This window comes from Streptomyces shaanxiensis (assembly GCF_039537145.1).
GTDB classification, from domain to species: Bacteria; Actinomycetota; Actinomycetes; order Streptomycetales; family Streptomycetaceae; genus Streptomyces; species Streptomyces shaanxiensis.
This window is the reverse complement of the sequence record NZ_BAAAZY010000006.1, coordinates 50,045-72,208: the sequence shown is the minus strand read 5'-3', so window position 1 is coordinate 72,208 and position 22,164 is coordinate 50,045. Positions and strand designations below refer to the sequence as shown.

Below are 22,164 nucleotides of genomic sequence, written 5' to 3'. Positions count from 1 at the left end.
TCACCGCACGGGAGTGAAGTCCCGTGCCCCGATGAACGGCGGACGCCGTACCGGAGCCGCGAAGGGCTCGACGGCCGCGTTCTCCACGCTGTTGAACACGATGAAGACGTTGCTGCGCGGGAAGGGCGTGATGTTGTCCCCGGACCCGTGCATGCAGTTGCAGTCGAACCAGGTCGCCGAACCGGCCTTGCCCGTGAAGAGCTTGATGCCGTACTCGGATGCCATCTTGGTCAGCGCCTCGTCCGACGGCGTGCCCGCGTCCTGCATCTGCAGGGACTTCTTGTAGTTGTCCTTGGGCGTGGCACCCGCACAGCCGAGGAACGTACGGTGCGAGCCGGGCATGATCATGAGCCCGCCGTTGGTGTCGTAGTTCTCGGTCAGCGCGATCGAGACGGACACCGTCCGCATGTTCGGCAGACCGTCCTCGGCGTGCCAGGTCTCGAAGTCGGAGTGCCAGTAGAAGCCGCTGGCCCCGAAGCCCGGCTTGACGTTGATCCGCGACTGGTGGACGTACACGTCCGAGCCGAGGATCTGCCGCGCCCGCCCGACGACCCGCTCGTCGCGCACCAGGGAGGCGAACACCTCACTGATCTTGTGCACCTCGAAGACGGACCGGATCTCCTTGGACTTCGGCTCGATGATCGACCGCTCGTCCGCACGGATCCCCGGGTCGGTGATCAGCCGCTCCAGCTCCTGGTGGTAGACGGCGACCTCGTCCTCGGTGATGAGCTGGTCGATCGCGAGGAAGCCGTCGCGCTCGAACGACTGGAGGTCGGCGTTCGCGATCGGGCCCGGTGTGTCGGGGGAGCCCCACACGACGGGGTCCTGGCGCGGGGTCGACACCTCGGTGGCGCCGCGGCTGGGGTAGAGATCGGTGACGTTTCCGGTGATGGCGGTGGTCATGGGTTTCTCACACCTCCTCGGGCTCGGTGAGCAGCGGGTACACGCCGTTCTCGTCGTGGTCCTCCCGGCCGGTCACGGGCGGGTTGAAGACACAGATGCAGCGGAAGTCCTCCTTGATCCGCAGCGTGTGCCTCTCGTGCCCGTCCAGGAGGTACATGGTCCCGGGCGTGATGGTGTGCGTCCGCCCGGTCTCGTGGTCGGTCAGCTCGGCCTCGCCCTCGACGCAGACGACGGCCTCGATGTGGTTCGCGTACCACATCGACGTCTCCGTACCCGCGTACAGGATCGTCTCGTGCAGGGAGAAGCCGACCTTCTCCTTGGCGAGGACGATGCGCTTGCTCTCCCAGGTGCCGGACGCCGATTTCACATGGCGGTCGGTTCCTTCGATGTCCTTGAACGAACGGACGATCACGGTGCTGCGATGCCTCCTAGGTGGTGTTTCAGATGGTTTCCCGGACGGAGCGGGCGAGGACGCTGAGCCCCTCGTCCAGTTCCTCCGGGGTGATCGTGAGTGCCGGAAGCAGCTTCACGACCTCGCTCTCGGGGCCCGACGTCTCGATGAGCAGCCCGAGTTCGAACGCTCGGTGGGCGACGCGTCCGGCGCGCTCCTTGTCGTGGAACTCCAGGCCCCACACGAGCCCGCGCCCGCGGTACTCCTTCACGTCGGCGAGGTTCTCCTCGGTGATGGAGATGAGCGCCTGCTCGATCTGCTCGCCGCGCTTGCGGGTCTGCTTCTCCATCGCGGACCCGTCCGCCCAGTACGCCTCCAGGGCGGCGGTCGCGGTGACGAAGGCGGGGTTGTTGCCGCGGAACGTGCCGTTGTGCTCGCCCGGCTCCCAGATGTCCAGCTCGGGCTTGAACAGGCACAGCGACATGGGCAGTCCGTAGCCGCTGATGGACTTGGACACGGTGACGATGTCCGGGGTGATGCCCGCCTCCTCGAACGAGAAGAAGGCCCCGGTCCGCCCGCACCCCATCTGGATGTCGTCGACGATGAGCAGCATGTCCTGCCGCTCGCACAGCTCCGCGAGCGCCCGCAGCCACTCCGGGCGGGCCACGTTGATGCCGCCCTCGCCCTGCACGGTCTCGACGATCACGGCGGCGGGCTTGTTCAGTCCGGAGCCCTGGTCCTCCAGGAGCCGCTCGAACCACAGGAAGTCCGGGACGGTGCCGTCGAAGTAGTTGTCGAACGGCATGGGCGTGCCGTGCACGAGCGGGATCCCGGCGCCGGCCCGCTTGAAGGCGTTGCCGGTCACGGCCAGCGACCCCAGGGACATCCCGTGGAAGGCGTTGGTGAACGACACGATGGCCTCGCGGCCCTTCACCTTCCGGGCCAGCTTCAGCGCCGCCTCGACGGCGTTCGTCCCCGTGGGGCCCGGGAACATGACCTTGTACGGCAGGTCGCGCGGCCGCAGCACCAGGTTCTGGAAGGACTCCAGGAACGCACGCTTGGCGCTGGTGGACATGTCGAGCCCGTGCGTGACGCCGTCGCGCTCCAGGTAGTCGATCAACGCCCGTTTCAGGACCGGGTTGTTGTGCCCGTAGTTCAGCGAGCCGGCCCCGGCGAAGAAGTCCAGATACTCGTGGCCGTCCTCGTCGTACATGCGGCTGCCCCGCGCACGGTCGAAGACGGTGGGCCAGCCGCGGCAGTAGCTGCGCACCTCGGACTCCAGGGTCTCGAAGACGCTGAGGTCGGGCTGGGTGATGGTCACGACGAATCGCTCCTCGTTGCGTGGGGGGAAGTCAGAGGGAGAGGGGACCGATGCGGTACAGGACCTCGGGGTCGTGCGGTCCGTCCGGGAACACGCTCGTGGGGAAGAGCACCTCGCGCTCCAGGGCGGCACCGTGCCGCTCCGCGAAGGAGACGAACAGACGTTCGGAGGCGGTGTTGCCGGGCGTGATGGTGGTCTCGACGCTTGTGATGCCGTACTCGCCGCCGGCCCGTGCGACGAGCCCGTCGAGCAGCGCGGCGGCGATGCCGCGGCCGCGATGGGCGTCGTCCACGGCCACCTGCCAGACGAGCAGGGTGTGCGGGCGCTCCGGCCGTACGTATCCGGTGACGAAGCCGACCGGCTCCCCGCGCTCGTCGCGCGCGACGGCCGACGTGCCGGCGAAGTCCCGACACCACAGCAGATAGCTGTACGACGAGTTGAGGTCGAGGGCCTTGGAGTCTCTGGCAATCCGCCACAGCGCGGCCCCGTCGGCCACCGCCGGACGGTCGATTTGCAGGTCTGCTTGTGCGGCAGTCATGCGAATTGAATTTACCGAGGGAAATTCGAAATTGCATGGCCGTGAGGGGTTACGTGTGCGAGCTGCCTGTGTTATCACGCGGGCGTGAGGACCCCTGCGATACGGCTGTGATATGCACCGTCTGTCCGGTTAATACCCTACAAAAAGGACGCGATGTGTAACGCGTCACAGCCATGTAACCCTCACGAGACCTGCCCGAATTACGTCGGTTGGTGTTCGCGGAATCTTTGCGTTTAGGTCTGGCGGAAGCGGGCAGAAGAGAATGGGAAGCTGCCCTGGAAGGGAATTCCAAAATTACGCCGAATTCAGGCTCCGATAATGCCGTCGATGCGGGCAATGTCAGCCCGTCCGGCGTTTGAGGGCGAGGCCGTTCAGGCCGACGGGGGTCCAGGGGGCGGAGCCCCCTGGCGGGGCCGAAAGGGCAGAGCCCCTGGAGGATGGGACGGGTAGGGGCGGCGGGGGCGAGCAGACCAAGGACCAGCGCATCGCCGCCGTACGCCGCACCGCCGCAGCCGCCCGCCGCCGCCGCGCCCTGCACCTCACCGGCTGCGCGGCCCTGCTGGCCATCGCCTTCACCGCCGGCTCCATCGCTATCGACGCCGTACACGACAACACGGCCACCGGCATCGCCCCCGCCTCCGCCGCCGTCGCACCCGGCCTCCTCGCCACCGGCGACCTGGACACCGGCATCTCCTCCCTCCAGGCCCACCTCCGCGACCAACCGAGGGACTTCAGCGGCTGGTCGACCCTCGGCCTCGCCTACGTCGAACAGGCCCGCACGAAGGGCGACCCCTCCCGCTACCCGCAGGCCGAGCAGGCCTTCAAGCGCTCCCTCGCGCTGAAGTCCGACAACGACCAGGCCCTGGCCGGCCGCGCCGCCCTCGCCGCCGCCCGCCACGACTTCGAGGACGCCCTGAAGTACGCCGACCAGGCCCTGAAGGTGAACCCGTACAGCGAACGCGCCCTGTGCAGCCGCGTCGACGCCCTGGTCGAACTCGGCCGCTACACCGACGCGTCGAAGGCCGCCGACACGGCCGACGACCGCCGCCCGGGCATCCCGGTCTTCACGCGCTACGCATACGTCCACGAGCTGCGCGGCGACGTCCGCACGGCCCGACGCGTGCTGGACCAGGCGCTCTCCTCCGCGGTCACTCCCGGCGACATCGCGTACGTCGCCACCCAGCTCGGCCAGCTCGCCTGGAACCAGGGCGACTACGACAAGGCCCTCACCCACTACGCGCGCGCCCTCGCCGCCGACGAGAACTACGTCCCCGCTCTCGAAGGCCGCGCCCGCGCGCAGGCGGCGAGCGGCGACAGGACCGGCGCGCTCAAGGGCCTGCAGGACGTCGTCTCCCGCTACCCCCTCCCCGGCCCGCTCGTCGAACTCGGCGAGCTGTACGAGGCGGCCGGCGACCAGGTCAGGGCCGACGACCAGTACGCCCTCGTCGACGCCTGGACGGCCCTCGCCCGCGCCAACGGCGTCAACGCCGACCTCGACACCGCCCTCGCGGCCGCCGACCACGGCGACAAGGCGTCCGCCCTGCGCGCCGCCCGCGCCGAGTGGAACCGCCGGCAGACCGTGCACACCGCGGACGCCCTCGCCTGGGCGCTGCACGTCAACGGCAAGGACGAGGAAGCCCTGCCCTACGCCCGCAAGGCCACGGCCACCGGCTACCGCAGCGCCGCGTTCCTCTTCCACCGCGGCGTCATCGAGCGCGCCACGGGCCACGCCGAGGACGCCCGCGAGCACCTGCGAGCCGCGCTGAAGCTGAACCCCGGCTTCTCGCCGCTGGGCGCCCGGGAAGCACGTACGGCACTCAAGGACCTGGAGGCGGGCAAGTGACCCCCCGTCGGCTGTTCGCCTCCGGCGCCGCCGTCCTCACGGCGGCCTGCGCGCTCGCGCTGTTCTCCTCCCCTCCCGCGAGCGCGCACCCCCTCGGCAACTTCACCGTCAACCGCTACGACGGCCTCGTCACCGCCCCCGGCGAACTGCGCGTCCACCATGTCGAGGACCTCGCCGAGATCCCGGCGACGCAGGCGAAGCCGGACATCGAGAAGGCGGGCATGACGGCGTGGGCCCGGCAGCGCTGCGCGAACGCCGCGCAGGGCAGCGAGGTCACCGTGGACGGCCGTACGGTCGAGCTGACGCTGAACAGCAGCCACGCGCGCGTGCGGCCCGGTCAGGCGGGTCTGGACACCCTCCGCGTGGAGTGCCGGCTGACGGCGCCGCTCCCCGAGGACGCCACGGTCGCCCTAGGCTTCCGGGGCGCGGGCGCGGAGGCCGGCCCCGGCTGGCGGGAGATCACGGCACGCGGCGACCGTATGACGCTCACCGCCTCGGACGTGCCGAAGGAGTCGGTCTCCCGCGAACTGACCGAGTACCCCGAGGAGTTGCTCTCCTCCCCGGCCGACACCAAGGCCGCGTCCCTGCGCGTGCGCCCCGGCGGACCGGCCCTCGCCGAGTCCGCACCGGACGCCCCCGCCTCCTCGGTCCTGCCGCGCGGCGCCGACCGCTGGACGCGCGCCCTGGACGGACTGGTCGCCCGCCACGACCTCACCGTCGGCTTCGCCGCCCTCGCCCTGGTGATCGCGGTCTTCCTCGGCGCGATGCACGCGCTCGCCCCCGGCCACGGCAAGACGATCATGGCCGCGGTCGCCACGGCACGGGGCGGCAACGCACGCCTCAAAGACGTGATGCCCCTGGCCGCCTCGGTGACGGTCACCCACACCCTGGGCGTGGTCGCCCTCGGCCTCCTGATCACTGCGGGCTCGGCGGCGGCACCGTCGGTCATCACATGGCTGGGCATGGCGAGCGGTGTCCTGGTCACGCTGGCGGGGGTGACGTTGGTACGCCGGGCCTGGCACATCCGCAAGCACACCCACCCGCACCCGCACGGGCACGACCACTCGCACGACCACGAGCACGAGCACGACCACGAGCACTCACACCAGCACGAGACCGAGCCCGACCAGGCCCGCGAGCGCCAACCGGTCCTGGTCGCCGCCCACACCCACGCCACGGCGGAGACCCACGCACCCACGCAGGGCCACGTCCACGCGCACGAGGACCATCACCACCACGACCACACGCACGATCACCCCCACGAGCACGACCACACGCACGATCACCCCCACCCCCACAGCCACACCCACGGCCTGCTCACCCACACCCACGGCGGCTTCACCCACACCCACCCCACCGCCCCCACCCTGCGCGGCACGATCCTCCTCGGCTTCGCCGGCGGCCTCGTGCCCAGCCCCTCCGCGGTCGTCGTCCTCGTGGGCGCCGCGGCGCTGGGCAAGGCGTGGTTCGGGCTGCTGCTCGTCGTCGCGTACGGGGTCGGGCTGGCCCTCACCCTCACCGCGGCCGGGTTCGCGGTCGTCAAGCTGGGTACCGGGGTCACACGGGTACTGGACAAACGCCCCCGCTGGACCACACACCCGGTCACGACCTTCCTGCGCAGGACCGCTCCGCTGGGCTCGGCGTTCCTCGTCGTGCTGCTCGGGGCCGGATTGGTGTTCCAGGGGGCGGCATCCGCACTCGGCTGAGCTACTTTTGTGGAGAATGCGCACGGATGCGAATGGGGGACGCCCGTGTCCGAAGAACACGGCAGTGAACGTGTCATCGCGGGCCGCTACCGCCTCCTGTCCCCGCTCGGCGAGGGCGGCATGGGCACCGTGTGGCGGGCCCGTGACGAGGTGCTGCACCGCGAGGTCGCCGTCAAGGAGGTGCGTGCGCCGCACGGGCTGCCGGCCCCGGAAGTCGAGCGGATGTACGCCCGGCTGGAGCGCGAGGCGTGGGCGGCGGCGCGGGTCGCCAACCGCAATGTCGTCACGGTGTACGACGTGGCCGCGCAGGACGGCCGGCCCTGGATCGTGATGGAGCTGGTCCGCGGCATCTCGCTGGCCGAGCTGCTGGACGCCGAGGGCCCGCTGAGCCCGCAGCGCGCCGCGCACATCGGCGCCGAGGTGCTGTCCGCGCTGCGGGCCGCGCACGAGGCCGGGGTGCTGCACCGGGACGTGAAACCGGCCAACGTGCTGATGTCGAACGACGGCCGGGTCGTGCTCACGGACTTCGGCATCGCCATGGTCGAGGGCAGTTCCGCGCTGACGATGACCGGCGAGGTCATCGGCTCCCCCGAGTTCCTGGCGCCGGAGCGGGCGCTGGGCCGCAGGCCCGGCCCGGAGTCGGACCTGTGGTCGCTCGGCGTGCTGCTCTACGCGGCCGTGGAGGGCAACTCCCCCTTCCGCCAGAACACCCCGCTCAGCACCCTGCGCGCGATCGTCGACGACGAGCTGCCCCCGCCGCACCGGGCCGGTCCGCTCACCCCCGTCATCGAGGGGCTGCTGCGCAAGGACCCTGCCGAGCGGCTGCCCGCCGACCGGGCCGAGCAGGACCTGCGGATCATCGGCGCGGGCGGCACGCCGCGCGCGGACGCCGTGCAGGCGAGCCCGTACACCCCGACCGTCGCGGCGTTCCCGGCACCGTCGCAGACCGCCCCGACGGCCCCGGTCCCACCGCCCGCGTCGACCCGGCCCGTCACCGGCACCCCCGCCGCCACCACGGCTCCCGTCCGCCCCGACCGCAACCGCCGCGCCGCCGTCGTCCTGATCGCCGGCGTCGCCGCACTCGCCCTTGCCGTGGCAGGGCTGACGTACGCCCTGCTCAACCGCGGGGGTGACGGGGACAAGGCGCGCGGCGAGGAGACCACCAGCCAGACCGGCGGCGGGACTTCACCGACCGAGAGCGAGGACGAGAACGCCTCCGGCGGGGGCCAGAGCCCGACACCGAGCCCGAGCGCCAGTGACACGCCCTCCGCTGCCCCGCAGTCCGTGAAGGTGACGTTGGCGGGCTCGAACCTCGAGTACTCCGGGTCCTGTCCGCCGCCGAACGGCGAGGCGCCCGCCTTCACGGCGACGTTCACGGTGGGGCGGCTGCCGGCAGAGGTCACCTATCGCTGGGTGTCGCAGGACGGCGATGTCATGGACCAGGGCTGGAAGACCCTGTCGTTCCCCGAGGGGGGCGAACGGACCAAGCAGGACAAGGCGTTCGTGACGACGTACGACGACAGCGGGACGTTCGAGAACGAGATCGGCGTCGAGGTGCGCGACCCGGTGGAGACGAAGTCCAACTCGGTGCCGTTCTCGGTGACCTGTGTGACGGAGACCCCGACGGGCGGGGTCTCGCCATCGCCCAGCGAGTCGCCGGGCTCGTAGGGGGTCAGACCGCGCTGTCCAGCACCGGCAGATAACCACCCGACTGGCCCGCGGCCGTCGGGTGGTACGACTCCGGGATGTTGAGCCAGTTCACGGCGTGCATCCACGAGCTGCCGGAGCAGATCTCGTGCCCGGTGAAGGAGGGACGCACGTCGGCGAAGGTGAACCCGTGGTCGAGGGCGCGCTTCTCGGTCGCGGCGTCGATGTAGTCGGCCGCGTCGTTGAGCGCCCTGCGCTTGGTCTCGGACAGACCGAGGCACCCCGACACGCCCAGCTTGTAGAAGCGGGGGTAGCCGAGCACGACCACATGGGCCGACGGGGCTTTGGTGCGAATGGCCGAGTAGACGGTGTCGAGCCGGCCGGGCAGCGTCGAGTCGACGTACGCCTTCGCGGTGTTGATGCGGGAGACGCAGGCGCTGTCGGACTGGAGCACACAGGTCGTCATGATGTCCGAGAACCCGGCGTCGTTGCCGCCGATCGAGATGGACACGAGGGCGGTGGCGGGGCTGAGCGGGCCGAGCTGACTGGCCGTGACATCACTCGTACGAGCGCCCGCGCAGGCGGTGAAGTCGAACGACGAGGGTGAGTTCGCCGCGGCCCACAGATACGGGTACGCCTTCGTGCTGCGTGCGCAGTCGCCGCTGGAGGCGAGGTAGCTGCCCGCACCGAGGCCGGAGGAGTAGGAGTCGCCGAGGGCCACGTAGCCGCCGATGGCGGCGGTTTCGGAGGCCTGCGCGGCGCCGGTCCCGGTGAGGGCGGCGCCGACGGCGAGGAGGAGCGAGGCGACGTATGCGGAAAGTCGGGAACGTCTCATGGAACCTCCCTATAGCAGGATCTCTGCCCTAACCGTCGTACCAACTACGCGTGTTGACAGGAAGTGTCCATGCCAAGAATTTTCAGGGCATCCCGACTCCCACCCTGTCGGTTCCCTGTGGGTCTTGTTGCGTGTTCATGACAGCCTCGTTGACAGGTCGTCAACTCCCTTGTCGGTCACACCGGGACCACAGATCCTTTACTTCGGCTTGGGAACGGGAACGCGACGTTCCGAGGTCGTGCCCGCGATCACGCGCGCACCCCCCACAGACGTGCGCCCCACCCGGGCGCGCGCCGCCAAGAGGAGGACTCCCTCGTAATGGCACAACTGCGTAGCAAGAAGGTCCGGTTCGCCGCGATAACCAGCCTGGCGACCGCCGCCCTCGTGGGCGGCCTCACCTCCCTCCCCGCCCAGGCCGCCCCGGCCGAGGGCACCGTCCTGGCCGCCGGCTCCCCCACGGCGATCAAGGACAGCTACATCGTCACCCTCAAGAAGAGCGCGGGCGTCAAAGCCGCCTCGGCCGCGGGCAAGGACCTGGTCGAGGAGTACGGCGGCACGGTGAAGAAGACGTTCACCAAGGCGCTGAACGGCTACACCGCCAACCTCTCCGCGGCCGAGGCCAGAAGACTCGCGGCCGACCCGGCGGTCGCCTCCGTCGAGCAGAACCAGCGCGTCCGGATGGACGCCACGCAGTCCAACGCCCCCTGGGGCCTGGACCGCATCGACCAGACCTCGCTTCCGCTCTCCGGCACCTACACCTACCCGGACAGCGCGGGCGGCGGTGTGACGGTGTACGTCATCGACACCGGCGTCCGCATCACGCACAGCGACTTCGGCGGCCGTGCCTCGTACGGCTACGACGCCGTCGACGGCGACACCACCGCCCAGGACGGCAACGGCCACGGCACCCATGTGGCGTCCACCATCGCGGGCTCCACCTACGGCGTCGCCAAGAAGGCGAACATCGTCGGCGTCCGGGTGCTGAACAACAGCGGCTCCGGCACCACGGCCGGCGTGGTCGCGGGCATCGACTGGGTGACCGCGAACCACTCGGGTCCCTCGGTCGCCAACATGTCGCTCGGCGGCGGCGCCTCGACCGCGCTGGACACGGCCGTGCGCAACTCCATCGCCAGCGGCGTGACCTACGCCGTCGCGGCCGGCAACAGCAGCGCCAACGCCTCCTCGTACTCCCCGGCCCGGGTCACCGAGGCCATCACGGTCGGCGCGACCACCAGCTCCGACGCCCGGGCCAGCTACTCCAACTACGGCTCGGTCCTGGACATCTTCGCGCCGGGCTCCTCGATCACGGCGGGCTGGTACACCAGCGACACCGCGACGAACACCATCTCCGGTACGTCGATGGCCACCCCGCACGTCGCGGGCGCGGCCGCGGTCTACCTGGCGAGCCACACCTCGGCCACCCCGGCCGCGGTCGCCTCGGCCCTGACCTCCGGCGCCACCACCAACGTGGTCACCAGCCCCGGCAGCGGCTCCCCGAACCGCCTGCTGAAGCTCGTGCCGTGACGCACCCCCGCGCCATCTGAACCACCGGTCCCCGGAGGCCCCGCGCCTCCGGGGACCGTCCGCGCTCCCGCGCGCTACGAACAGATGTCAAGAGGCCCCGACCGCATCTTGACGGCCGACGCGGCGCTGAGCCACATTGAAGCCCGGCATCCGGCGCTTCGGGGGGCAAAGTCGCCAATGCAGACCTTACGTATCAAGACAGCTTCATCCAGAGCCGAGGCTCAGGACACCGAGCGAGCGCGACCAGGACCGGGGAGGGACCTGACGCCGCTGCTCGCGGGTGCCGCGACGGCTGTGGGGGGAATCGGCGCGGTCCTCGCGCTCGTCGACTCGGGCTCGCCGCTGCGCGGCCCCTTCACTCTGTTCTTCCTGTTCGCGGCACCGGCCGGGGCGATCGCCGCCGCGCTGCGCGGGCTGGAACCCTTCGGCCGTGCCATCGCCTCGGTTGCGGGCGCGGTCGTCGTCAACATGCTGGTGACCCAGGGCATGCTGGCCGTGCACCGGTGGTCGGTACGCGGCGGGATCGTGGCCGTGACCGCGATCAGCGCCCTCATTCTCCTGCTGGTTCTGCTGCGGCGGCTGCGCGGCCGTACGACGCGAAGGCGGACTGACTGACGTGGACATCAGCGTGTACCGCCCCGGCGAGCTCAGCTCCGCCGACCGGGCGGCGTGGACATCGATGCAGTCCAAGGCCCATCTCCAGGGTTCGCCCGAACTGGGCAACCCCTTCCTCTCCCCCGAGTTCGCCCTCGCGATCGGCCGCTGCCGGCGCGGGGTGCGGATCGCGGTCGTACGGGAGGGCGGCGAGCCGACCGCGTTCTTCCCGTTCCAGCGGACGGCGGCCGGCGTCGGCCGGGCCATCGGCCTCGGCGTCTCGGACGCCCAGGGCGTGGTGCACCGGCCCGGGTTCACCTGGGACGCCAGGGAGCTGCTGAAGGCCTGCGGGCTCGCCGTCTGGGAGTTCGACCACCTGGTGGAGGGCCAGGCGGCGTTCGGGGCGGAGGCGTCCGGCAGGTATCCGTCCCCGGTCATGGACGTCGACCAGGGATACGACGCCTATCTGGCCCAACTGCGCGCACAGTCACCGAAGTTCACGAAGTCGACGCTCGCCAAGGAGCGCAAGCTGGGCCGGGACCACGACGGCGTGCGGTATGTGCACGACGAGCGTGATCCGGCCGCTCTGCGCGCGCTGATGGCGTGGAAGTCCGCGCAGTACCGCAGGACGGGGCGCAGCGACCGGTTCGCGCACGAGTGGATCACCCGGCTCGTGGACCAGCTGTTCCACACCCGCTCCGAGCCGTTCGCGGGGATCCTGTCGGTGCTGTACGCGAACGACAAGCCGATCGCCGCGCACTTCGGGCTGCGCTCCGAGCGGGTGCTGGCCTGCTGGTTCCCGGCCTACGACCCGGCGTTCTCGAAGTACTCGCCGGGCCTGGTCCTGCATCTGCGCATGGCCGAGGCGGCCGCCGCCGACGGCATCGCCTACCTGGATCTCGGCCGGGGCCAGAAGGAATACAAGGACTCCCTGAAGACACGCGAGCTGATGGTGTCGGAGGGGTGGGTGACTCGGCGTCACCCGGTCGCGTTCGGACACCGGGCACGCCGTGCCCCGGTCCGGGCGCTGCGCAACACCGTGCAGACCCGGCCGGAACTGTTCGAACCGGCGGACCGGCTCCTCAAACGCATGGGGAAGATCCGCTCGGGGCGGCGGTAAACGGCTGGATCGGCAGGGCCGGTTGCCACTACGGCAATCGGGCCGGTTACGGTCAAACCAACAAAAACGTGAGAGCTCGTTCCAGCTCTTGCCATACAGGCTCAATCGTCAATACCGTCGTACATCTCACCCGCATCGGACTGTCGGCTAACGGCTCTAGGGGAGGGCTCAAGTGCCGCGACGGTCCCGGCGCGGGGCGCGGTAGGGGGGTGCTCGGTGAAGGTGTCCGCACTTGTCGCCGAGTCGTGCCGCGCGACCGGCTGCCGATCTTCTGGTGGTCGGCCAGATATGCCAGCTCACCACACGCGTACGGAGATCCGCTCTTCCGTGCCGTGAGATGAGAAACCCCCCTTTCGAACCGGACACATAACCGGGCCGCCCAGGGGCGGGCGGTCCACCGGACGAGAGGGACCTGACTCATGAGTTCTGTTCTGCGCCCGGCGGTCGCGGACCAAGATCCGTCACCGGTCGGCAAGTACCGGCCCGTCTCCACTCACCTGGCCATCGCGCCACCGGTGAGCGTGGTGATACCGGCCATGAACGAGGCGGAGAACCTTCCGTACGTCTTCAAGACCCTGCCGGACTGGATACACGAAGTGGTCCTGGTGGACGGCAACTCCACCGACGACACCGTCGAAGTGGCCCGTGAGCTGTGGCCCGACGTGAAGGTCGTGCGCCAGCGCGGCAAGGGCAAAGGGGATGCCCTGATCACCGGGTTCGAGGCGGCCACCGGCGACATCATCGTCATGGTCGACGCGGACGGCTCGGCCGACGGCAACGAGATCCTGTCGTATGTCTCCGCCCTGGTCTCGGGCGCGGACTTCGCCAAGGGGTCCCGCTTCGCCAACGGCGGCGGCACCGACGACATGACGCCGATCCGCAAGCTGGGCAACTGGGCGCTGTGCACGGCCGTCAACCGCAAGTTCGGCGCCCGCTACACCGATCTCTGCTATGGATACAACGCGTTCTGGCGGCACTGCCTGGACAAGATCGACCTCGACTGCACCGGCTTCGAGGTGGAGACCCTGATGAACATCCGGGTCGTCAAGGCGGGGCTGAAGGTGCAGGAGATACCCAGCCACGAGTACCTCCGCATCCACGGCACGAGCAATCTGCGCGCCGTGCGGGACGGGCTGAGGGTGCTCAAGGTGATCCTCAAGGAGCGCTCCAACCGGCGTGCCCTGCGCCGCCGCAGTGCCGCGGCGCACTCCCCGACGCTCGACTCGGTTCGCCCGGTTCACTCGGGTCGCTCGAGTCACTCGGTTCGGGGAGAGGCGTCTTGAGCGGTCCCGACATCTCCGTCGTGATCTGCGTGTACACCGAGGACCGCTGGGAGGACATCCTCGCGGCGGTCTCCTCGGTGCGGGCGCAGGCGTATCCGGCCCTGGAGACGCTGCTGGTCGTCGACCACAACGAGGCGCTCCTGGACCGGCTGACCAAGGAGTACAAGGAAGCGACCGATGTGCGGGTGCTCGCCAACGCGGGTCCCCGCGGCCTGTCCGCCGGCCGCAACACCGGTATCGCCGCCTCGTACGGCGAGGTCATCGCGTTCCTCGACGACGACGCCGTGGCCGAGCGGGACTGGCTGCGGCACTTCGCCGCGGGGTACGCCGACCCGCGCGTGATGGCCGTCGGCGGGCGCACCGAGCCGATCTGGGCGTCGGGGCGCCGGCCGGCCTGGTTCCCGGAGGAGTTCGACTGGGTGGTCGGCTGCACCTACCGCGGGCTGCCGCGCGGCCGGGTGAAGGTGCGCAACGTCCTCGGCGGCAACGCCTCCTTCCGGCGTACGGCGTTCGACTTCGCGGGCGGCTTCGCCAGCGGCATCGGGCGGGACGGCGACCGGCTGCCGCTGGGCTGCGAGGAGACGGAGCTGTGCATCCGGCTGACGCGGGCCAGGCCGGACGCCGTGCTGCTGATCGACGACCGGGCGGTGATCCATCACCGGGTGCCCGGACCGCGCGAGCACTTCCGGTACTTCCGGACGCGCACCTACGCCGAGGGCCTGTCGAAGGCGCTGGTGGCCCGAAGTGTCGGCGCCGACAAGGGACTTGAGTCGGAGCGCCGGTACACCACCCGGGTCCTGCCGGCCGGGGTGGCGCGCGGGCTGCGGGACGTCCTGCTGGCCCGGCCGGGCGGTGCGGGGCGGGCGGGCGCGATCGTCGCCGGGGTGTTCACCGCGGCCGGTGGGTACGTGGTGGGGAGTGTCCGGGCGCGCCGGGGCGGCGTTGCGTACTCGGTGGCGGGGGTCGAAGGGCAACCCGGCACCGAGGGGAAACGGGGCATCGAGGGGGGCAGCAGATGACCGACGCGCGGGTGCCGATTCTCATGTACCACGCCGTCTCCACCTCGCCGAACGACGCCACCCGCGACCTGTCGGTGGCGCCGGAGGCGTTCGCGGAGCAGATGGCGCTGATCGGCGATCTGGGCCTGACTCCGGTCCGGACGGCGGACCTCGCGGCTCGCTGGCGCTCCGGCAGGCCGCTGCCGGAGCGGCCCGTGCTGATCACCTTCGACGACGGCTACGAGGGCGTGCACCGGCACGCCCTGCCCGTGCTCGCCAAGCACGGCTTCGCGGCCACGGTGTTCGTCTCCACGGGCTGGCTGAAGGGCCCGCACGACATGGGCGGCGGCCTGGACACCATGCTCGACTGGGACCAGGTCCGCGAACTCGCCGAGACGGACGTCGAGATCGGCGGCCACAGCCACACCCACCCGCAGCTCGACCAGCTCCCGGACGACAGGCTGCGCTCCGAGCTGATCCTGTGCAAGGAGATCATCTCGGATCGGCTCGGCACCGTCCCGGCCTCGTTCGCCTACCCGTACGGCTACTCCAGCCGCCGGGTGCGCGAGGCCGTGCGGGAGACCGGGTACGCCCAGGCGCTCGCCGTCAACAACGGCCTCGCGCGGCGCCGGCAGGGGCCGTACGCCCTCACCCGGCTGACCGTGCGCCGTACCACCGGCATCGAGGAGTTCGGGCGGATGGTCGAAGGCCGTGCCATCGCCCGCACCTTCGCCGGGGACCGTGCCCTCACCAAGGGGTACGCCCTGGTCCGCAGAGCCCGACAGGTCCGCCGGAAGGCCATCCGTTCCCGTGTCTGACACGACGACCACGACCGAGCCCGCATCGACCGACGCGACGGCGCCCGAGCAGTCGGGGCGCCGCCTTCGCCTGCCCGGCTTGGGCGGGTCCTCCGGGGGCAGTCAGCTGTTCCGCAACGCCTACGCCCTGATGATCAACACGGGCATCTCCGCCGTGCTGGGGCTCGGTTTCTGGCTGGCCGCGGCCCGCTACTACTCCGAGTCCGCGGTCGGCCAGGGCTCCGCCGCGATCGCCGCGATGAAGTTCCTCGCGGGGCTCACCGCGGTGACGCTGACGGGCGCGCTGGCCCGGTTCATCCCGGTGGCGGGGCGCAGGAGCGGCCGGCTGATCTTCCGGACGTACGCGGGCAGTTGCGTGGTGGTGGCGCTGGCCGCGGGTGTCTTCCTGCTGACGCTGGACCTGTGGGGGCCGTCGTACCGGTTCCTGAACGGGGCGGCGGGCGGGCTCTTCTTCGTCGTGGCCGTCATCGCCTGGAACCTGCTCACCCTCCAGGACGGCGTGCTGACCGGGCTGCGCAGCGCGGTGTGGGTGCCGGTCGGCAACACCGTGTTCTCCGCGGTGAAGCTGGGTCTGCTGGTGGCCTTCGCGGTGGCGATCCCCACCGCCGGGGTCTTCGTGTCCTGGGTCGCGGCGATCGCGGTGTCGGTGCTGCCGCTGGGCTGGCTGGTGTTCCGGCGCCTGGTGCCGCGCCATGTGGAGGCGACCAAGGACAACGGCCGGCCGCCGTCCCTGAAGGAGGTCGGGAAGTTCCTCGCGGGCGACTACACCGGCTCCCTGTTCTCGCTCGCCGTGGTCTATCTGATCCCCGTGATCGTGGCGGCGCAGGTCTCCTCCGAGGACAACGCGTACTTCTACATCACGGCCACGATCGGCGGCACCGTCAATCTGCTCGCCATCAACATGGGCGCCTCCCTCACGGTCGAGGGCTCGCACGACCCCGGCCGGCTGGCCGCCAACACCCGGGCGGCGCTGCGGCGCATGGCGCGGATCATGGTGCCGGTCGCCGCGATCCTGTTCTTCGGCGCGCCCTGGATCCTGGGCGTCTTCGGCCAGGGCTACGCGGACGCGGCGACTGAGCTGCTGCGCTGGTTCGCGGTCGGCGCGCTGCTGCGGGTCGTCATGGAGACGTACTTCGCGGTGCTGCGCGCACAGAGCCGTACGGCCGGACTGGCATGGCTGCAGGGCCTGTTGTGCGCCCTGGTGCTCGGCCTGACGCTGCTGCTGCTCCCCCGCATGGGCCTGACCGGCGCGGGCGTCGCCGAGATCGTCTCCCTCGCGGTGATCGTCACGATCGCCGCGCCCAAGCTGTACCGGACGGCACGGGCCACCTCGGCCGACGTCCCCGAGGACGCGGCTCCCGACGGTGACCTCGCCGACCTGGGGGCGCGCGAGGTGCCCGAGGGGGCGCGCAAGCGCATGCCCGGCTGGGCGCTCGACTCCGACACCCTCGCCCTCGGCATCCACGTCGACTTCGACCACCTGGAACGCCGGCCGGACGTCCGCCCCGGCCCGGGCACGCCGCCCACCGGCACGCCCCCGGTCACCCCTGAGCACCGGCCGACCTGGGCACGCAAGCCGGAGTTCGGGCTGCCGGTGGAGAGGGGGGTCGCCCCGCTCGAGCGAATTCGAGAGTGGGGAAGCGAGCCCGGTTCGGAGGCCTCGCAGGGACCCGCCGAGGTGGACGCGCCGTTCGAGGCGGACTTCGACGCGGGCGAGGGCGAGGAGGCCGCACCGGAGGAGCGCGAGGAGGCTGCCGTACGGGAGGAGGCCGTCGTACGGCAGGAGACCGCCGTACGGGAAGAGCCGCCCATGCCCGAAGATCCCGTACGACAGCCGCAGGCGCCCGCGCCGACCTGGCGTGAGCGGCTGCTGCCCACGCGGCTCGGGGTGGTCCTCGGCTGTCTGCTGATCGCCGCGCTGCTGCTCTACTGGGTGCCCGCGCTGCGGCTCGGCGAGGCGGACCTGGACGGCATGGGCGGGCTCGGGCTGATCTCCGTGCTGCCGATGCCGACGCTGGTCGGCGCCGCGCTGCTGGCCGTGGTGTTCGCCTCGCTGCTGTGGCTGGGGCGCGAGCACAAGGCGCTGCTGCTGGTCACCCTGCTCGCGACGGTCGTGTCACTGCACGCCCTGCCCGCGCTGATCGAGACCGAGCCGAGGTTCGCGACGGCCTGGCAGCACCTCGGCTTCCTCGACTACATCGACCGCACCGGGTCGGCCGTGCCCGACCTGGACGCGCGCTGGAGCTGGCCGGGCTTCTTCGCGGCTGCCGCGTTCGTCGCGAAGGCCTGCGGGGTCGGCGACTTCACCGAGGTCATCCGCTGGTGGCCGCTCACCATGCAACTCCTCTACCTGGTCCCGATGTTCCTGCTGGTGCGCTCGATGCGGGCGAGCTGGCGGGCCAAGTGGACCGGCATCTGGGTCTTCGTGCTCAGCGGCTGGGTGGGCCAGGACTACTTCTCACCGCAGGGCTTCACCTATCTGCTGTACCTGGTCTTCGCGGCGATCCTGCTGGTCTGGTTCCGCGCGCCGCACGTGATCTGGACGAAGCGGCGGCCGGGCGAGGTCGAGGTCGAGCCGGCGAACCGGCGGCAGCAGGCCGTGCTGCTGATGGTCGTCATCGGGCTGTTCGCCGCGAGCGTCCCGGCCCACCAGCTCACGCCGTTCGTGATGCTGGGCGTGCTGACCGCGCTGGTCCTGATCGGCAAGTCCGAACTGCGCGGCCTGCCGATCCTGTTCGGCGTCATGGTGACGGTCTGGATCGGTTTCCTGGCCGAGCCGTACTGGTCCGGGCACTTCGACGAACTCTTCGGCGGGGTCGGCGGCGTCGGCAGCAACGTGTCGTCGTCCGTCTCCGGCCGCATCGAGGGCGGCAGTTCGACCCACAAGCTCGTCCTCTACGCGCGCGTGCTGCTGGCCGGCGGGGTGATGGCCTTCGCCTGCTGGGGCTGGTGGCGCCGGCGCTTCCACCACTACCGGGAGCGCTCGCTGCTCGTCCTTACCTTCGTGCCGTTCCTGGGCTTCGGCATGCAGTCGTACGGCGGTGAGATGGCGCTGCGCGTCTTCATGTTCGCCCTGCCCGGCGCGGCCCTGCTCAGCGGGCTCGCCTTCTTCCCGCGCACCGGCGTCACGGCGAAGGAGCGCGACAAGGACCGGGTGAGCCTCGCCCCGCTGGCCGCGCTCATGGCGGGCCTGGTGCTCATGGGCGGCTTCCTGGTGGCCCGCTGGGGCAACGAGCCGTTCGAGCGGGTGCGGCCCGGCGAGGTCGCCGCCATGGAGTACGTGTACGCCCATGACGATCCGAGCCTCAGGCTGCTGTGGCTGAGCGACGACCCGGTCAACGTCGTGACGCCGTCGATGCCGTGGGGCTCGCAGGACATGGAGAAGGTGGAGTACCTGCCGACGCTCGCGCCGGCCGACCCGGTGCTGGTGTCGGGGTTGGTGAAGGCGCTCAAGGACGCCGGCCCGAACTCGTACCTGATGATCAACCGCGGCCAGGTGACCTATCTCCGGCTGGACGTCGGCTACTCGGCGACCTGGGAGTCGCGGCTGATCCAGAACCTGGACAAGCGGCAGGAGCTGAAGAAGGTCTTCGTCAACGCCGACGTGACGATGTACGCGCTGCGCAAGCAGCCGGCGGGCGAGGTCCCGAAGGCCGATCCCGGTCCGATCGGGCCGCAGGTGACCTGGACGCCGTGGTCGGTGGTCGGCGGGCTGGCGGCGGTCGCGCTGATCCTGCTGCTGATGGCACGCGAGATCGTGCGGGTGGCGATGGCGCCGAGCGTGCGGCAACTGCGCTGGCTGCAGAGCAGCTTCTGGTTCTCGCTGCCGCTGCTGGCGGTGCTGCTGGCCTCGTTGGTGCAGCGGTTCCTGACGATCAAGTAGAGGGCTGGGGAGGTGAAGCGGCTCAGCGCCCCAGCCACTTCACCTCGTACGCCTGCAGCTCGACCTTCTTGCCGTCGATCTTCGCGCTGGTCTGCCGGTCGAGGGTGTTCACGGCCAGGACCACCTTGTCCGTGGCCAGGACCCGCACCTCGGGCTTGTCCACGGAGACCTTCGTGTACTCGGTCCCCGGCCGGAACTCCTTGCTGAACCGGGCGAGCAGGTCGTACATGGGCAGCTTCTCGCCGCCGCCCGAGCTGTCGGTCGGCGTCCACAGGCAGCCGGCGCATTCGGTGCCCTTCTCCTCCTGCGGGTTCCAGTAGAAGGCGGAGGTGGCACCTCCCTTGGCCAGCGCGATCATTCCGGCGGCCTGGACGGCGCCGCGGCGGGCCTCGGACCAGCCCTTGCGGTCGTCGTTGCCATCGGCGGGCTCGACGTAGTACTCGGCCCACCACAGCGGCAGGTCACCGGTCTGCCCGCGCACCCACCGGCTCACGGCCGTGAACTTGTCGGTGGCCGTGAACTCGTCGGGCAGCAGCTCGTCGTCGCGGGTGTAGCTGGAGCCGTCCACGACGACGAAGTCGGCGCCGACCTTGTGCTCGTTCCAGTACTCGAAGGCGTCGATCGTGCGCCGGTCCATGGCGCCCCAGGAACCCTTCAGCGCCGTCGAGGCCTCTTCCGCGCGCGGGTCGACGCTGTCCATCACGAGGTACGGCCCGCCGACCATGATCTCCGGGTTGACCTTCTTGAGCGCCTTGTGGACGAGATTGTAGAGCTGCGTGTAGCCCTCGTGGTCCCAGCGGGCCTCGGCGTCGTTCCAGAAGCCCTTGAACTCGTTCCAGACGATGAAGTGGCGTACGTCCGGGTAGCGCTTGGCGACGGTGACGGCGAGCGCGGCGAAGTCGTCGAAGTGCTCGGGCTCGGGTGCCGTCTCCAGGGCTGCCTGGCTCCAGTTCGTGTTGTCGACGCCGGCCTTGCCGCCCTTCATCCAGTCGGGGGCGCAGCACAGGGTGACGACCGGTGTGCTGCCGGAGGCGCGGACGAAGTCGATCCGGCGGTCCATCGCCTCGAAGTCGTAACGCCCCTCGACCGGCTCGGGGTTGTCGGCGCCCCAGCCCATGATGTGCTGGATCTGCGGCAGCCCCCCGGCGTCCGCGAGCCGACCCTCGACGCGTTTCACGGCCGCCGCGGCGCCCTCGTCGGCGCTGTGCTGGGTGTGGGTGAACCCCCAGCCCACCTCCGGATTCGTCGCGTCCGGCGTGGCCGTCGGACTGCCGTGCACCTTGTCGCCGTCGCGTGTGGTGCCCTCGGTGCTCGCGCCGTTGCCGGGAAGCGTGTTGAGCAGGGTCACCACCAGGGCCAGAGCGGCCGCGCCCACACCTAGCAGCGCGGTGAGCCGCCACCGCCCTGCCCCCGAATTCCACCCATGACGTCCCATCAAGGACAACGGTAACGGGGGTGACCGCCGCTCGGGCAGGTTTCGCACCTACACAGTCCTGCAACAGGACGGAGCCGATACAGCGAGGACATGACGGACGCCCGGGCACGGCGCACGACGGCCCCGCACCGGTCCTCGGGCGTGCACCTTTGGCGGGACGTGCCAGGGAAACCGGGTGCAGAGGGGCGCCACGTGCCGGATCATGGCCGCATGTCTGCGAACCCACACGACGCTCTGCCGATCCGGCTCAACGTCGACGACAGCGACTCGCCGTCCGACGTCGTCGACGCGCTGTTCCTCGGCCGCTTCGCGACGGGCGAGCAGCCGTACTCGCACGCGGTGAACATCGACCGCGTACGGTCCGGGGCGACACTCCTGCCGCCGGGGGCCCGTGTGCTGCGCGCCGCCCGCGACGACGACCGCAGCGCGACGCTGGCGGAGGGCGACGGCTGGACCCTGCTGATCTCCCGCTGGAACCGGGGCGCCGACGTCACGGTGACGGCGACCAGCGAGGAACTGGCGGCGCGGGTGCTGGGCGAGGCGACGGACGGCGCGGCGGACGAGCCCGAACCGCAGCCGGAGAACGTGACCATGGGCTTCTGGTACGTCTCCCCCCGGCGCGGCCCGCACCGCACCACCCGGCAGATCTCGGCGGGCACCTGGGACGAGGTGCGGGCCAACTACACCGCGCCGGTCGCGGACGCGATGGACCGCCTGATGAAGACGACCCCGGAGGACATCGCGGGCCGGCTGCTCCTGCTGCACGGCCCGCCGGGCACCGGCAAGACCTCCGCGCTGCGCACCCTGGCCCGCTCCTGGCGGGACTGGTGCCAGGTGGACTGCGTCCTGGACCCGGAGCGGCTCTTCAGCGACGTCGGCTATTTGATGGACATCGCGATCGGCGAGGAGGACTCGACGGGCAAGGGCCGCTGGCGGCTGCTGCTCCTGGAGGACTGCGACGAGCTGATCCGGGGCGAGGCGAAGCACACGGCGGGCCAGGCGCTGTCGAGGCTGCTGAACCTGACGGACGGCCTGCTGGGCCAGGGCCGCAACGTCCTGGTCGGTGTGACGACCAACGAGGACCTGGAGCGCCTGCACCCGGCCGTCGTCCGTCCCGGCCGCTGTCTGGCCCGCATCGAGGTGGGGGCGCTGACGCGCCGGGAGGCGGTGACCTGGCTGGGCACCGAGGAGGGCGTCGGCCGCGAGGGGGCCACCCTGGCGGAGTTGTACGCACTGCAGCGGGGCACGTCCCCGACGTCGCTGCCGGAGCCGCGGGAAGGGGCGGACTCGGGGCTGTACCTGTAGCCATCCGGTGCTTTCATGGC

Annotated in this window: 17 protein-coding genes; 11 read left to right on the top strand and 6 right to left on the bottom strand. The window is 70.8% G+C overall.

Annotation, left to right across the window (positions count from 1 at the left end):
* Genes thpD through ectA form a run of 4 tightly spaced genes read right to left on the bottom strand, consistent with a single transcriptional unit; the run spans position 1 to position 3,153 of the window.
* Positions 1–903, bottom strand: coding sequence for an ectoine hydroxylase (gene thpD, locus ABD932_RS07120; protein ID WP_126390950.1), 903 nt, complete (start codon positions 901–903; stop codon positions 1–3).
* 7 nt (positions 904–910) lie between these two features.
* Positions 911–1,315 (bottom strand): ectoine synthase, encoded by a 405-nt coding sequence (locus tag ABD932_RS07115; protein ID WP_126390948.1) that lies wholly within the window; start codon positions 1,313–1,315, stop codon positions 911–913.
* Between the two features lie 28 nt (positions 1,316–1,343).
* Positions 1,344–2,615: a diaminobutyrate--2-oxoglutarate transaminase gene (ectB, locus tag ABD932_RS07110; RefSeq protein ID WP_345009755.1), complete on the bottom strand. Its 1,272-nt coding sequence runs from the start codon at positions 2,613–2,615 to the stop codon at positions 1,344–1,346.
* Positions 2,616–2,646: 31 nt separating this feature from the next.
* On the bottom strand, positions 2,647–3,153 hold the full coding sequence (gene ectA, locus ABD932_RS07105) for a diaminobutyrate acetyltransferase (RefSeq protein ID WP_345009753.1): 507 nt from the start codon (positions 3,151–3,153) through the stop codon (positions 2,647–2,649).
* Between the two features lie 355 nt (positions 3,154–3,508).
* Here ectA and ABD932_RS07100 point away from each other — a divergent pair, with 355 nt between their 5' ends.
* Genes ABD932_RS07100 through ABD932_RS07090 form a run of 3 tightly spaced genes read left to right on the top strand, consistent with a single transcriptional unit; the run spans position 3,509 to position 8,370 of the window.
* Complete coding sequence (locus tag ABD932_RS07100; protein ID WP_425587417.1) at positions 3,509–4,996, top strand: tetratricopeptide repeat protein; 1,488 nt, start codon at positions 3,509–3,511, stop codon at positions 4,994–4,996.
* Positions 4,993–6,702 (top strand): HoxN/HupN/NixA family nickel/cobalt transporter, encoded by a 1,710-nt coding sequence (locus tag ABD932_RS07095; RefSeq protein WP_345009751.1) that lies wholly within the window; start codon positions 4,993–4,995, stop codon positions 6,700–6,702. The genes ABD932_RS07100 and ABD932_RS07095 overlap by 4 nt, the downstream gene beginning before the upstream one ends.
* A gap of 45 nt (positions 6,703–6,747) precedes the next feature.
* Entirely contained in the window at positions 6,748–8,370 is a 1,623-nt protein-coding gene (locus ABD932_RS07090; RefSeq protein ID WP_345009749.1) for a serine/threonine-protein kinase, read from the top strand.
* Positions 8,371–8,374: 4 nt separating this feature from the next.
* On the opposite strand, the gene ABD932_RS07085 is transcribed toward ABD932_RS07090, so the two are convergent.
* Complete coding sequence (locus ABD932_RS07085; RefSeq protein WP_345009747.1) at positions 8,375–9,184, bottom strand: SGNH/GDSL hydrolase family protein; 810 nt, start codon at positions 9,182–9,184, stop codon at positions 8,375–8,377.
* 318 nt (positions 9,185–9,502) lie between these two features.
* Between ABD932_RS07085 and ABD932_RS07080 the strand changes: the two genes are divergently transcribed.
* The 7 genes from ABD932_RS07080 (at position 9,503) to ABD932_RS07050 (ending at position 19,404) form a co-directional block, all read left to right on the top strand.
* Positions 9,503–10,708: a S8 family peptidase gene (locus ABD932_RS07080; protein WP_345009745.1), complete on the top strand. Its 1,206-nt coding sequence runs from the start codon at positions 9,503–9,505 to the stop codon at positions 10,706–10,708.
* A gap of 294 nt (positions 10,709–11,002) precedes the next feature.
* On the top strand, positions 11,003–11,323 hold the full coding sequence (locus ABD932_RS07075) for a hypothetical protein (RefSeq protein WP_345009743.1): 321 nt from the start codon (positions 11,003–11,005) through the stop codon (positions 11,321–11,323).
* 1 nt (position 11,324) lies between these two features.
* Positions 11,325–12,422: a GNAT family N-acetyltransferase gene (locus ABD932_RS07070; protein WP_345009741.1), complete on the top strand. Its 1,098-nt coding sequence runs from the start codon at positions 11,325–11,327 to the stop codon at positions 12,420–12,422.
* Positions 12,423–12,841: 419 nt separating this feature from the next.
* Positions 12,842–13,705, top strand: coding sequence for a glycosyltransferase family 2 protein (locus ABD932_RS07065; RefSeq protein ID WP_345009739.1), 864 nt, complete (start codon positions 12,842–12,844; stop codon positions 13,703–13,705).
* Positions 13,702–14,724, top strand: a complete 1,023-nt coding sequence (locus ABD932_RS07060; RefSeq protein ID WP_345009737.1) for a glycosyltransferase family 2 protein — start codon at positions 13,702–13,704, stop codon at positions 14,722–14,724. Before ABD932_RS07065 ends, ABD932_RS07060 begins: the two co-directional genes overlap by 4 nt.
* The gene (locus tag ABD932_RS07055) at positions 14,721–15,521 is read left to right on the top strand and encodes a polysaccharide deacetylase family protein (RefSeq protein ID WP_345009735.1); all 801 of its coding nucleotides are present in this window, start codon (positions 14,721–14,723) and stop codon (positions 15,519–15,521) included. Before ABD932_RS07060 ends, ABD932_RS07055 begins: the two co-directional genes overlap by 4 nt.
* The gene (locus tag ABD932_RS07050; protein WP_345009734.1) at positions 15,514–19,404 is read left to right on the top strand and encodes a lipopolysaccharide biosynthesis protein; all 3,891 of its coding nucleotides are present in this window, start codon (positions 15,514–15,516) and stop codon (positions 19,402–19,404) included. Before ABD932_RS07055 ends, ABD932_RS07050 begins: the two co-directional genes overlap by 8 nt.
* Positions 19,405–19,426: 22 nt before the next feature.
* Here the strand turns inward: ABD932_RS07050 and ABD932_RS07045 are convergent, their stop codons facing one another.
* Complete coding sequence (locus tag ABD932_RS07045) at positions 19,427–20,839, bottom strand: GH39 family glycosyl hydrolase (RefSeq protein WP_345009732.1); 1,413 nt, start codon at positions 20,837–20,839, stop codon at positions 19,427–19,429.
* A gap of 210 nt (positions 20,840–21,049) precedes the next feature.
* On the opposite strand from ABD932_RS07045, the gene ABD932_RS07040 reads away from it, so the two are divergent.
* A complete protein-coding gene (locus ABD932_RS07040; RefSeq protein WP_345009731.1) occupies positions 21,050–22,144 on the top strand; it encodes a DUF5925 domain-containing protein in 1,095 nt (364 codons plus the stop codon).
* The last annotated feature ends 20 nt before the right edge of the window (positions 22,145–22,164 follow it).

What these genes read in the sequence shown, in the direction of transcription:
- ectA (WP_345009753.1), bottom strand. Translation starts at nt 3,153, where the DNA reads ATGACTGCCGCACAAGCAGACCTGCAAATCGACCGTCCGGCGGTGGCC.
- ABD932_RS07040 (WP_345009731.1), top strand. Translation starts at nt 21,050, where the DNA reads ATGTCTGCGAACCCACACGACGCTCTGCCGATCCGGCTCAACGTCGAC.
- ABD932_RS07045 (WP_345009732.1), bottom strand. Translation starts at nt 20,839, where the DNA reads ATGGGACGTCATGGGTGGAATTCGGGGGCAGGGCGGTGGCGGCTCACC.
- ABD932_RS07055 (WP_345009735.1), top strand. Translation starts at nt 14,721, where the DNA reads ATGACCGACGCGCGGGTGCCGATTCTCATGTACCACGCCGTCTCCACC.
- ABD932_RS07080 (WP_345009745.1), top strand. Translation starts at nt 9,503, where the DNA reads ATGGCACAACTGCGTAGCAAGAAGGTCCGGTTCGCCGCGATAACCAGC.
- ABD932_RS07085 (WP_345009747.1), bottom strand. Translation starts at nt 9,184, where the DNA reads ATGAGACGTTCCCGACTTTCCGCATACGTCGCCTCGCTCCTCCTCGCC.
- ABD932_RS07065 (WP_345009739.1), top strand. Translation starts at nt 12,842, where the DNA reads ATGAGTTCTGTTCTGCGCCCGGCGGTCGCGGACCAAGATCCGTCACCG.
- thpD (WP_126390950.1), bottom strand. Translation starts at nt 903, where the DNA reads ATGACCACCGCCATCACCGGAAACGTCACCGATCTCTACCCCAGCCGC.